10 protein-coding genes and 1 pseudogene are annotated in these 12,097 nt (G+C 73.7%); 8 read left to right on the forward strand and 3 right to left on the reverse strand.

Annotated elements, in window-relative coordinates; all coding sequences use genetic code 11:
* Positions 1-124: 124 nt before the first annotated feature.
* The 4 genes and pseudogenes from AB0G14_RS15575 to AB0G14_RS15590 form a co-directional block, all read left to right on the forward strand.
* Positions 125-1,642 (forward strand): annotated as a pseudogene (locus AB0G14_RS15575) (DUF5941 domain-containing protein); the annotation flags it as partial.
* Positions 1,643-1,658: 16 nt separating this feature from the next.
* Positions 1,659-3,866: a bifunctional glycosyltransferase family 2 protein/CDP-glycerol:glycerophosphate glycerophosphotransferase gene (locus AB0G14_RS15580; protein ID WP_357697737.1), complete on the forward strand. Its 2,208-nt coding sequence runs from the start codon at positions 1,659-1,661 to the stop codon at positions 3,864-3,866.
* A 157-nt stretch (positions 3,867-4,023) separates the two neighbouring features.
* Positions 4,024-5,319 carry an ABC transporter ATP-binding protein gene (locus AB0G14_RS15585; RefSeq protein WP_357697739.1) on the forward strand — a complete coding sequence of 432 codons (1,296 nt, stop codon included), beginning with the start codon at positions 4,024-4,026 and terminating at the stop codon, positions 5,317-5,319.
* A gap of 89 nt (positions 5,320-5,408) precedes the next feature.
* Positions 5,409-5,591, forward strand: a complete 183-nt coding sequence (locus AB0G14_RS15590; protein ID WP_357697888.1) for a DUF397 domain-containing protein — start codon at positions 5,409-5,411, stop codon at positions 5,589-5,591.
* Between the two features lie 20 nt (positions 5,592-5,611).
* On the opposite strand, the gene AB0G14_RS15595 is transcribed toward AB0G14_RS15590, so the two are convergent.
* Entirely contained in the window at positions 5,612-5,794 is a 183-nt protein-coding gene (locus AB0G14_RS15595) for a hypothetical protein (protein WP_357697741.1), read from the reverse strand.
* A 244-nt stretch (positions 5,795-6,038) separates the two neighbouring features.
* Between AB0G14_RS15595 and AB0G14_RS15600 the strand changes: the two genes are divergently transcribed.
* The 3 genes from AB0G14_RS15600 (at position 6,039) to AB0G14_RS15610 (ending at position 9,688) form a co-directional block, all read left to right on the forward strand.
* Positions 6,039-6,503, forward strand: a complete 465-nt coding sequence (locus tag AB0G14_RS15600) for a DUF4442 domain-containing protein (RefSeq protein ID WP_357697743.1) — start codon at positions 6,039-6,041, stop codon at positions 6,501-6,503.
* A gap of 63 nt (positions 6,504-6,566) precedes the next feature.
* Positions 6,567-7,319, forward strand: coding sequence for an HAD-IA family hydrolase (locus AB0G14_RS15605; RefSeq protein WP_357697745.1), 753 nt, complete (start codon positions 6,567-6,569; stop codon positions 7,317-7,319).
* Entirely contained in the window at positions 7,316-9,688 is a 2,373-nt protein-coding gene (locus AB0G14_RS15610) for a glycosyl hydrolase family 65 protein (protein ID WP_357697747.1), read from the forward strand. Before AB0G14_RS15605 ends, AB0G14_RS15610 begins: the two co-directional genes overlap by 4 nt.
* Positions 9,689-9,727: 39 nt before the next feature.
* Here the strand turns inward: AB0G14_RS15610 and AB0G14_RS15615 are convergent, their stop codons facing one another.
* The gene (locus AB0G14_RS15615; protein WP_350701680.1) at positions 9,728-9,904 is read right to left on the reverse strand and encodes a hypothetical protein; all 177 of its coding nucleotides are present in this window, start codon (positions 9,902-9,904) and stop codon (positions 9,728-9,730) included.
* Between the two features lie 210 nt (positions 9,905-10,114).
* On the opposite strand from AB0G14_RS15615, the gene AB0G14_RS15620 reads away from it, so the two are divergent.
* Positions 10,115-10,780 carry a dienelactone hydrolase family protein gene (locus AB0G14_RS15620; RefSeq protein WP_357697749.1) on the forward strand — a complete coding sequence of 222 codons (666 nt, stop codon included), beginning with the start codon at positions 10,115-10,117 and terminating at the stop codon, positions 10,778-10,780.
* 87 nt (positions 10,781-10,867) lie between these two features.
* Here the strand turns inward: AB0G14_RS15620 and AB0G14_RS15625 are convergent, their stop codons facing one another.
* Positions 10,868-12,004 (reverse strand): AI-2E family transporter, encoded by a 1,137-nt coding sequence (locus tag AB0G14_RS15625; protein WP_357697751.1) that lies wholly within the window; start codon positions 12,002-12,004, stop codon positions 10,868-10,870.
* Between the last annotated feature and the right edge of the window lie 93 nt (positions 12,005-12,097).

Here is a 12,097-nt window from a genome sequence, read left to right on the forward strand (position 1 = left end):
CCCGGTTATCCTATCGGAATGGTAGTCTTAGGGTGTGACGTCGCCAGGGCAACCAACGGTCCCCGCTGAACCGGAACTGACGATCGTCGGCGCGCCGTCGGCCGCCGCGCCGCCGCCGGCCGGGCCCGCCGTGGACCGGCTCTTCGCCGGCCTCACCGGGCTCGGCGCGCTGACCTTCGCCCACCGCGTACGCCTGCTCGTCGCGCACCGGGTGACCGACCCGGCGGGGCTGGCCGCCGCGGAGGCGGCCGTGGCCGCCGTCGACGAGGACCGGGCGGAGCTGCGGCTCTCGGTGAAGGAGCGGGACGACTTCTTCACCACCTTCTTCGTCAGCACCTGGTCCCCGTACGTCACGAAGGCGTCCGCCCGGCTCGGGCTCGGCCCGACGGCCGTCACGATGATCTCGGTGGCCTTCGCGGTGGCCGCCGCCGTGCTGTTCGGCGTCGGCGGCCGGCCGGCGCTGGTCGCCGGGGCGGTGCTGCTCTACCTCGGCTTCGTGCTCGACTGCGTGGACGGCCAGCTCGCCCGCTACACGCGGCACTTCAGCGCCTGGGGCGGCTGGCTGGACACGATGGCCGACCGCGCGAAGGAGTACGTGGTCTACGCCGGCCTCGGCTACGGGGCGACCCAGGCCGGGTTCCGGTACGGCTGGGCGCTGGCGATCGCCGCGATGACGCTGCAGACCGTCCGGCACATGACGGACACGTGGTACGGCGTGCTGCACGACGAGGCGGCACGCCGGCCGAAGGCCGTCGGCACCTCCGGCGGCGGCATCGGCGACAAGCTGAACGCCGCCTCGAACCGGGTGCAGGCCGACACGGGGTCGCTGTCGTACTGGCTCAAGCGGACGGTGGTCTTCCCGATCGGGGAGCGGTGGGCGCTGATCGCGCTGACCGTGGCGCTGTTCGGCCCGCTGGTCAGCCTGTACGTGGTGCTGGCGTGGGGGGTGCTGGCGTTCGCGTACACCGGGGCGCTGCGCACCCTGCGCGCGCGCTGGATGTGGGTGCCGGTGCTGGACACGGTCGACGCCACCCTGCACCGCGACGACGGCCCGCTGGCCCGTCGGTTGCCGGTGGTCCGCCCGATGGGCCCGCTGACGCTGGCGGTCGTCGCGGCGCTGGGGCCGGCGGCGCTGCTGGTGGCGGCCCTGCTCACCCGGGACGGCACCAGGGCGGCGGGCCTGGGCTGGGCGGTGCCGGTCGCGCTGCTGGTGCTCCTGGTCGGCGGCCTGGGGGCGGGCGCGGCGCACAACGGGCCGCTGGACTGGCTGGTGCCGGCCGCGCTGCGGGCGGGGGAGTACCTCTTCGCCATCGCGGTCGGGGTGGTCGGCGACGTGCCGCCGTGGCTGGTCTTCGGGTACGTCTTCGTGCTGACCCTGCACCACTACGACCTGACCGCCCGGCTGGAGAAGCGGCAGTCCGCGCCGCCGCTGCACGGACTCACGCTCGGCTGGGAGGGGCGGTCCGTGCTGCTGGCCCTGGCGGCGATCGTCGGAATTGCGGGTATCGGGATGGCTACACTCGGTACGTACCTTCTCATGGTTTTCGTGGGGAGTGTCGTCCTCGCCTGGGTCGTCCTGCCCGCCCGCGCCGCGCGGGCGTCGGTGGGCCTGGCCGGTGCGGGAGGCCGCTCGCCGGGCTGACGGAGGGGCCGGCCGGATGACACTGATCAGTTTCGTCGTGCCGGCCTTCCGGGTGCAGGGCTACCTGCGCGAATGCCTGGACTCCATCCTCGCCCAGCCCGTCGCCGACATCGAGGTGATCGGCGTCGACGACTGCTCGCCGGACGACGGTGGCGAGATCCTCGCCGAGTACGCCGCCCGCGACGGGCGGGTGCACGCCGTCCGGCTGACGGAGAACGTCGGGCTCGGTCCGGCCCGCAACGTCGGGCTGGACCGGGCCGTCGGCGAGTACGTCTGGTTCGTCGACGGCGACGACTGGCTCGCCCCCGAGTGCCTGGTGGAGGTGGCCGAGCGCCTCCGCGCCACCCGCCCGGACGTGCTCCTGGTCGACCACGTCCGGGCGCACTGGAACAACGCCGTGACCCGCAGCGCCATGGCGGAGGTGTTCCCCGAGCCACCCGGTGAGGGCACCTTCCGGCTGCGGGACCGGCCCGAGACGCTGCGGGTGCTGCACACCGCCTGGAACCGGCTGGTCCGCCGGCAGTTCCTGCGCGACCTGGCGCTGCGCTTCGCCCCCGGTTGGTACGAGGACGTCTCGTTCAGCTACCCGGTGCTGATGGCCGCCGAGCGGATCGGCGTGCTGGACCGGGTCTGCGTCAACTACCGCCAGCGGCGGGCCGGCGCGATCACCAGGACGCGGGGCGACCGGCACTTCGAGGTCTTCCACCAGTGGCACCGGGTGTTCCGGCTGATGGACTCCTGGGGGTCGGCGGTCGACGACCTGCGCCCGGCGGTCTTCGAGCGGATGATCTGGCACTACCTGACCGTGCTCGGCAACGGGCAGCGGATCGCGCCGGAGCTGCGGCCCACCTTCTTCGCCCAGATCACCGCCGACTACGCACGCTGGCTGCCGCCCGGCGGCTACCCGGCCCCCGGGGGCGCGGAGGGGCTCAAGCACCGGCTGGTGGCCGCCGGTCGCTGGCGCACGTTCAGCGCCCTGCGCACCGCCTACCGGGCGCGGGACACCGCCCGGCGTACCGCGCGGACGACGAAGCGCCGGGTCGCGCCCCGGGCCCGGCGGGCCGCCCGGCTGGCCCGGGACACGCTGCTGCGCGAGTACTACCGGGCCGAGCTGCGCCGACCCGTCGACCCGACGCTGGCCGTGTACGCGGCCTACTGGTACCGCGGCTACGCGGACAACCCGGCCGCGGTCCACGAGGCGGCGCGGCGGCTGGCGCCGCAGGTCCGGGGGGTGTGGATCGTCCGGCGGGACCGGGTGCACACCATGCCCGAGGGCGTCGAGTACGTGGTGGCCGGCACCCCCGCGTACTACCGGGCGCTGGCGCGGGCGCGGTGGCTGGTCAACAACGTGAACTTCCCGGACTACGTCCGCAAGCGGCCCGGGTCGGTGCACGTGCAGACCCACCACGGCACGCCGGTGAAGGTGATGGGGCTCGACCAGCAGCGGTACCCGATCGGCGCGGTGGGGATGGACTTCGCCGGGCTGCTGCGCCGGGTGGACCGGTGGGACTTCAGCATCAGCGCGAACAGCTTCTCCACCCAGATGTGGGAGCGGGCCTATCCGGCGACGTACACCACCTTGGAGGTGGGCTACCCGCGCAACGACCGGCTGGTCAACGCCACCGCCGAGGAGGTGCTCCGGCTGCGCGCGGAGTTCGGCCTCGGCCTCGGCGAGCGGGTCGTCCTGTACGCCCCGACGCACCGGGAACACCTGCCCGGCTACCGGCCGCCGTTCGACCCGGGGCGGCTGCTCGACGTGCTCGGCCCGGCCGGCCGACTGCTGATGCGCAGCCACTACTTCCACGACCGGGAGCGGCGGGCCCGGCGCCCGGTGGACCGGGACCGGGTACGCGACGTCAGCGGCCACCCGCGCGTCGAGGACCTCTACCTCGTGGCGGACGTGCTGGTCACGGACTACTCGTCGGCGATGTTCGACTACGCCGTGCTGGACCGGCCGATCGTGGTCTACGCCCCGGACTGGGAGGCGTACCGGCTGGCCCGCGGCGTCTACTTCGACCTGCTCGCGGAGCCGCCCGGCGCGGTGGCCACCAGCTTCGCCGACCTGCTCGACCTGTTCCGCGCCGGCGGGGTCGACTCGGCGGAGGCGACGAGGGCCCGGCAGCGATTTCGGGCCCGGTTCTGCGCGCTCGAGGACGGCCACGCCGCCGAACGGGTGGTCCGCCGGGTCTTCCTCGGCGAGCAGCCGCAGCCCCGCTGCCGCTGACCGCGACCGCCCGCGCCCCCGGGTCGCCCGCCCCTCCCGCCCGATGGGCGCAACAGGAACGTCACGAGTCGAACATGGCACGTTTACCCGATATCCGGATCGAATGATCCTCGTCACAGTCATTCGGGGTTCGGTCGACGAGCTGGGGGGAGGGACGGTGACCACCGTCGCGCTCAAGGATGTCACGAAGGTGTTCAGGGACGGCACCCTCGCCGTCGACAGCGTCAACCTGGACGTCAACGACGGCGAGTTCATGGTGCTGCTCGGCCCGTCGGGCTGCGGGAAGTCCACGGTGCTGCGGATGGTCGCCGGGCTGGAGGACCCGACGTCGGGCGCGGTGCTGCTCGACGGCGAGCTGGCCAACGACCTGTCGCCCCGGGAACGGAAGATCGCCATGGTCTTCCAGGACTTCGCGCTCTATCCGCACATGACGGTCGGCGACAACATCGCCTTCCCGCTCCGGCTGGGCGGCATGGATCCGGAGCCGCGCGCCGAGCGGGTCACCGACGTGGCCAGCGCGCTCGGCATCGGCGACGTGCTCGGCCGCAGGCCCAACCAGCTCTCCGGTGGGCAGCGCCAGCGGGTCGCGATGGGCCGGGCGATCGTCCGCCGCCCCGGCCTGTTCCTGATGGACGAGCCGCTGTCCAACCTCGACAGCGGGCTCCGGGCCGAGCTGCGCGCCGAGATCTCCGGGCTCACCCGCGAGCTGGGCGTCACCACCATCTACGTCACCCACGACCAGGCCGAGGCGCTGACCATGGCCGACCGGGTCGCCATCATGCGCAGGGGCGTCCTCCAGGACGTGGGGACCCCGACCCAGGTCTACGGCCGCCCCGCCACCCTCTACGTGGCCGCGTTCCTCGGCAGCCCGCGGATGAACCTGCTGGAGGCGTCGGTCTACGTCCACCTGGACCGCTACGTCACCCTCACCCTCGGCGAGCAGGCGCTGCACCTGCCCTGGGACGACATCCGCAGCCGGGCGGTCGCGCACTACCACGGCGAGCGGATCGTGGTCGGGATGCGGGCCGAGGCGCTCACCCCGGTCGCCCCGGACACGCCGGGCGACGTGCTCCACGGCCGGATCCGCTACCTGGAGCACCACGGTCACGAGTCGCTCGCGTTCGTCGACATCGGGGCCACCGCGATCGTGGTGGACGAGATGGGCACCCCCGTCGACGCCCCGGTCGACCAGCGCGGTCTGCGCCGGTTCGGCCAGGTGATGCAGCGGCTGACCGGGCGCGCGGCGGAGGACGAGCGCGCCCCGGCCCCCGGCACCCGGACCAGTGTGCTGAACGACCCGGGCCGGCACCACCGCCGCCCGGCCGAGCTGGCGGTCCGGCTCGCGCCGTACCCCGCGGTCTCCGCCGGTCACCCCCTGGCCGTCTCCGTGCGCATGGACGCGCTGCACTTCTTCGACGAGCGGGGTGACCGCATCGACGTCGGCTGGCGCTGACCTGGCCGGTCCGTCACCTGGGCACGTCCACGATCGGCCGCCGGTACGGGCCCCAGGCGACGAACCTGAGGAAAGGGTCGTTCGGGGACCTGACCGGCGCGATCTGGCACAAGAGCACCCGGAGCAGCGGCAACCAGGGTGACTGCGTGGAGGTGGCCGACAACCTGCCGGGCGTGGTCGGCGTCCGGGACAGCAAGGACCGGCCGGGGCCGGTGCTCACCTTCGAGCCGACCACCTGGAAGGCGTTCGTGGAGTTCGCCAAGCAGCACTAGCGCTCCTGCCGCTCGCCGCGCTACCGGGGCATCGGGGCGTACTCGGCGACCAGGTAGGACCGGCTGGAGACCACGGCGGGGATCTGAACGTTGAGCCAGCCTGGTGTTGTGGTGAGTACCTCCTCGTAGCCGAGAATGCTCCCGGCGACCGGGTCGATGATGATCGTGTATTGGGTGGGCAGTCCGCTGTAGTCGGAGATCATCGAGAAGGCTTCGCCGGTGCGTCCGGCCCGGTCGACGACCGTGCCGGTGACGGTGATGCCGGGCAGGCCGGCGAGGAGCCGAAGCGCACTCGCGTCTGGCGGCTGTACCCCACGCGGCGACTCCGGGCCTGGTCAACGGGAGATCTTGGACAGTTGTCGTTTCACGCGAACGGCAACTGTCCAAGATTGCGTGTGCCTGTTGCGGGCCCTTGCTGGCGAAGTTACCGACTAGTAACGTCGGGGCATGACCATCGACTCGCGCCAGGTGGCGGCCGGCATGCTGGAGGCCGTGCCGTTCGCGCGTACGCTCGGCATCGAATTCGTCGAGGTGGCCCCCGAGGCGGAGGGCGGGGTGCGGGCGGTCGTCCGCCTGCCCGACTCGCCGGCCACCCACAACCACGTCGGCGGGCCGCACGCCGGGGCCATGTTCACCCTCGGCGAGACCGCCTCCGGCGCGGTCGTGCTGGCCGCGTTCGCGCAGCTGCTCGACCGGGCCACGCCGCTGGCGGTGCGGGCCGAGATCGCGTACCGGAAGCTCGCCATGGGCCCGGTGCTGGCGACGGCGCGACTCGGCCGGCCCCCCGCCGGGGTGGTCGCCGAGCTGGAGGCCGGCCAGCGGCCGGAGTTCCCGGTGCAGGTGGAGATCGCCACCGAGGAGGGGAAGGCCACCGGCGCGATGACGGTCGTCTGGACGCTTCGCCCGCACTGAGCCGTCCCGGGCAACCGGGCCGAAACCGGTTTGCCGGCGCGGACGTCTGGATAGATTCGTACCGTGCTGGGCCTGCCTGCTCATGTGACCGCCTGTCTCTTCGATCTGGACGGGGTGCTGACGCAGACCGCCCGGGTGCACAACGCCGCGTGGACCGAGACGTTCGACGGCTTCCTGCGCCAGCGTGCCGCCGCCACCGGCGAGCCGTTCCGCCCCTTCGACCCAGGGCCGGACTACAACCGGTACGTCGACGGCCGGCCCCGCGCCGACGGGGTGCGCACCTTCCTCGCCTCGCGGGGGATCGTGCTGCCCGAGGGTGCGCCCGACGACCCCCCGGACGCCGACACGGTCCACGGGGTCGGCAACCGGAAGAACGTGCTGCTGCTGGATCGGCTGCGCACCCGCGGCGTGGACGTCTATCCCGGCTCGGTCGCCTACCTGAAGGCCGCGGCCGCCGCCGGCCTGCGCCGCGCGGTCGTCACGGCCAGCGCGAACGGCCGGGAGGTGGTTGCCGCCGCCGGCCTGGAACCGCTGCTGGAGGCGCGGGTCGACGGGCTGGTCGCCCGCGCCGAGGGGCTGCGCGGCAAGCCACACCCGGACACCTTCCTGGCCGGGGCCGGGCTGCTCGGGGTCGACCCGGCCCACGCCGCCGTCTTCGAGGACGCGCTGGCCGGGGTGGCCGCCGGCCGGGCCGGCGGGTTCGGCTACGTGGTCGGGGTCGACCGGGTCGGCCAGGCGGCCGAGCTGCTTGCCCACGGCGCCGACGTCGTGGTCACCGACCTCGCCGACCTGCTCGACACCGGGCGGCCCGCGTGATCAGGGAACGGGCCTATCCCGTCGAGCCGTGGCACGTCCGGGAGATCCGGCTGGACATGGACGTCCTGGCCCAGTCCGAGTCGGTGTTCGCGCTCTCCAACGGGCACGTCGGGTTGCGCGGCAACCTGGACGAGGGCGAGCCGCACGGCCTGCCCGGCACGTACCTCAACTCCTTCTACGAGCTGCGCCCGCTGCCGTACGCGGAGGCCGGGTTCGGGTTCCCGGAATCCGGCCAGACCATCGTCAACGTCACCAACGGCAAGCTGATCCGGCTGCTGGTCGACGACGAGCCGCTCGACGTCCGGTACGGCGAACTCCTCTCCCACCAGCGGGTCCTCGACCTGCGCGCCGGCACCCTGCACCGCGAGCTGCACTGGCGGTCGCCGGCCGGCCGCGAGGTCAAGGTCCGCAGCACCCGGCTGGTCTCCTTCACCCAGCGCTCCGTCGCGGCGATCAACTACGAGGTGGAGGCGGTCGACGGCCCGCTGCGGCTGATCCTCCAGTCGGAACTCGTCGCGAACGAGACGCTGCCCGCGCAGAGCCGGGACCCCCGGGTCGCGGCCGTGCTGGAGTCGCCGTTGCAGGCCGAGGAGGAACTCACCACCGACGACGGCGGGCTGCTGATCCACCGGACCAAGCTCTCCGGGCTGCGGGTCGCCGCCGCGATGGAGCACGAGGTGTACGCCCCGGCGCGCAAGACCATCGAGTCCGAGGGGTACGAGGACTGGGTGCGTACCACGATCGGGTGCGTGCTCAAGCCGGGCGAGACGCTGCGCGTGGTCAAGTACCTCGCGTACGGCTGGTCGAGCCGCCGGTCGCTGCCGGCGATGCGCGACCAGGTCGAGGCCGCCCTGACGGGGGCGCGGCTGGACGGCTGGGACGGGCTCCACCGGGAGCAGCGGGAATACCTCGACGAGTTCTGGGACGCCGCCGACGTGGTGGTGGAGGGCGACCCGGAGGTCCAGCAGGCCGTCCGGTTCGGCATGTTCCACGTCCTCCAGGCGGGCACCCGGGCGGAGCAGCGGCCGATCGCCGCGAAGGGCCTGACCGGCCCGGGGTACGACGGGCACGCGTTCTGGGACACCGAGATGTTCGTCCTGCCGGTGCTCACCTACACCCACCCGGCCGCCGTGCGGGACGCGCTGCACTGGCGGCACCGCACGCTGGCCGCCGCGCACGAGCGGGCCCGGATGCTCAACCTGGAGGGCGCGGCGTTCCCCTGGCGCACCATCGAGGGACCGGAGTCGTCGGCGTACTGGCCGGCGGGTACCGCGGCCTTCCACATCGCGGCCGGCGTCGCCGACGCGCTGCGGCGCTACGTCCAGGTCACCCAGGACACCGAGCTGGAACGCGAGATCGGGCTGGAACTGCTGGTGGAGACCGCCCGGCTGTGGCGGTCGTTGGGCCACCACGACCGGCACGGCCAGTTCCACATCGACGGGGTGACCGGCCCCGACGAGTACACGGCGGTGAAGAACGACAATGTCTACACCAACCTGATGGCGCAGCGGAACCTGATCACCGCCGCCGACGCGGTGATGCGCTACCGGGACGAGGCGTTCCACCTCGGCGTGACCGACGAGGAGGCGGCTGCCTGGCGGGACGCGGCGGCCTCCATGCACATCCCGTACGACGAGGAGGTCGACGTCCACGAGCAGGTGGAGGGCTTCACCCGGCTCCAGGAGTGGGACTTCGGGCACACGCCGCCGGAGAAGTACCCGCTGCTGCTGCACTACCCGTACTTCGACCTCTACCGCAAGCAGGTGGTCAAGCAGGCGGACCTGGTCCTCGCCATGCACTGGCGGGGCGACGCGTTCACCCCGGAGGAGAAGCTGCGCAACTTCCTCTACTACGAGCGCCGGACGGTGCGGGACTCGTCGCTGTCGGCGTGCACCCAGGCGGTGCTGGCGGCCGAGGTGGGCCACCCGGAGCTGGCGCACATATACCTGCGTGAGGCCGCGCTGATGGACCTGCACGACCTCAACGAGAACACGCGCGACGGCGTGCACATGGCGTCGCTCGCGGGGGCGTGGATCGCGTTGGTGGCCGGGTTCGGCGGGCTCCGCGACCACGACGGCACGCTGTCGTTCGCGCCACGCCTGTCCAGCCGGCTCGGGCGGCTGGAGTTCTCGCTCCAGTGGCGCGGGATGCGGCTGCGGGTGGACGTCCGGCCGCACGAGACCACGTACGCGCTGCGCAACGGTGACCCGGAGGACGTGCTGGAGCTGCGCCACCACGGCGAGACGGTCCGGGTCACCTGCGACGAGCCCGTCACCGTGCCGATCCCGCCGCTGGAGGTCTCCGGACCGGCCCCGGAGCAGGCGCCGGGCCGGGCCCCGCTGCTCCGCCTGCCCGAGAACGAGCCGTGACCCGCCGCCGGCCCGCGCTCGGCGGGCCGGCGGCGTCGGTCAGAGCGGCCTGCCCTGTGAGGGGCGGCCGGCCGCGTCGCGGGGCGTCATCGCCCGCGGGTCGTCGGCCGTGCGTGCCTGGGCCGCCTCGTCCGCCCAGTCCCGGCCGCGTTCGGCGTCCTGTTCGCGCCGTTCCCGGTCGGCGGTCTGCTGGCGGGACTCTCGCTGCTGCGCCATGGCGATCCTCGCGATCCGTCGGGGGCGCGGTCTTGCGCCGGTACGGTCTGCGGTCACCCGCCGCCTACCCGCCGCCCCCGGTGGCAAACGCCGGCGCGGCCAGCCCGCTTGCCGGCCGTGCGGGCGGGTATGCGAGCCGCCGGGAGGGGGCCGTGGTCCGGTGAGCCGGACGACCGGTCCTGGCCGACGACGTACGGGACGGAGGCGGAGATGGACGTGCGCAGCAGCGAGGTGACGATCCCGGCGGGGGACGCGGAACTCCCGGCCGATCTGCTGGTCCCGGCCGAGCCGGCCGGCGTGGTGCTCTTCGCCCACGGCAGCGGCAGTTCCCGGCACAGCCCGCGCAACACCGCCGTGGCGCACGTGCTCAACCGCGACGCCTTCGGCACCGTGCAGGTCGACCTGCTGACCCCGGCCGAGGACCGGGTGGACGTCCGGACCGCCGAGCTGCGCTTCGACATTCCCATGCTCGCCGGCCGGCTCGCGGCGGTCGTGGACTGGCTGGCGGCGGAGCGGCCCTTCGGCCGGGTGCCGATCGGCCTGTTCGGGGCCAGCACCGGGGCCGCCGCCGCCCTGGTGGCGGCGGCCGCCAGGCCGGACCTCGTCGGCGCGGTCGTCTCGCGGGGCGGCCGGCCCGACCTGGCCGGCCCGGCCCTCGGGGAGGTGCGCGCGCCCACGCTGCTGCTGGTCGGCGGCTTGGACGAGCAGGTGATCGCCCTCAACGAGCAGGCGCAGGAGGCGTTGCCGGAGAGCGCCGAGCTGACGGTGATCCCCGGCGCCACGCACCTCTTCGAGGAGCCCGGCAAGCTGGAGCAGGTCGCCCACTGCGCCGCCGACTGGTTCACCGCCCACCTCGCCGTGCCCCGCCCGGCCTGAGCACCGGCCCGGTGGACGGCCGGTTCGTGCGGGTGCCGGCCCCGTGGACGGCTCGGCCGGCGGCACCGCCCTCCTGACAGGCCCCGCTCAGGCGGGGGCCGGCGGCGTCGCCCTGGCGTCCGGGGTGGGGTGCTCGCGGTGCTGCTGGACGGTGTCGATGACGCGCCAGACGACGGCGGTGATCGGCACCGAGACGAAGGCGCCGGCGATGCCGGCGATCAGGGTGCCGGCGGTGACCGCCACCAGGATCACCGCCGGGTGCAGCCGCACCTGGCGCTTCATGATGAGCGGCTCCAGCAGGTTGCCCTCGATCTGCTGCACGGCGATCACGGCGGCCAGGGCCAGCAGCGCGGTGACCGGCCCCTTCGCCGCGAGCGCGACGAGTACCGCGACCGCGCCGGCCACGGTCGCGCCGATGATCGGGACGAAGCCGCCGAAGAACGTGATCAGCGCCAGCGGAAAGGCCAGCGGCACCCGGAGCAGCACCAGGGCCAGGCCGATGCCGATCGCGTCGATCGCGGCGATCATCATGGTGCCCCGGCTGTACGCGCCCAACGTCCGCCAGCCCACTCGGCCCGCCTCGGCGGTCACCGACCGGTTCGGGCCGGTCATCCGGGCCAGCACCCAGTGCCACATCGACCGGCCGTCCTTGAGCAGGAAGAACAGCAGCACGAGCGCGAGCAGCGCCGAGCCGAGCACCTCGGCGGCCGTCCGAGCCCCCGACACCGGGTCGACCGAGCCCTGACCGAGGCCCTGCCGGGCCTGGTCGAGCAGCCGGTCGAGCTGCTGGTCGCTGACCGGCAGCGTGGAGGTCACGAACTCCCGGGTCCGTTGCAGGCCCTGGCTCAGCTCCTGGCTCAGCTCGCTGAACTGGCTGGCGGTCAGGTTCCACACCAGCGCGCTGACCCCGAACAGCACGCCGAGCAGCAGCAGCACGGTGAGCAGGGCGGCCAGCGACGCGGGCAGCCGGAGCCGGCGCAGCGCGAGCTGCACCGGGTCGAGCAGTGCGGTGAGGAAGACGGTGGCGGCCAGCGCGATGGCCAGCGGCGCGAGCAGCACCGCGATCTTTCCCAGCAGGTACAGCCCGGCGACGACCACCACCAGGCAGGCGCTCCACACCACGGCCGAGCGGACCGGCCAGGGCAGCGCCGCCCAGGCCTGTCGGGGCCCCGCGGCCCGGTCCGTCGTCCCCTCGGGCGTCCGCCCGGCACCGTCTGCGGCCACGTCGGTCCTCCTCGATCTCCCGCGAGTCGGTACCCGGCGAGCGTCCTCCCGACACCCGTGCCCCCTTTCAACCTGGATGCCGCACCCGGCGCC

Origin of the sequence: Micromonospora sp. NPDC023814 (assembly GCF_040639595.1) — a bacterium.
Taxonomy (GTDB): Bacteria; Actinomycetota; Actinomycetes; order Mycobacteriales; family Micromonosporaceae; genus Micromonospora.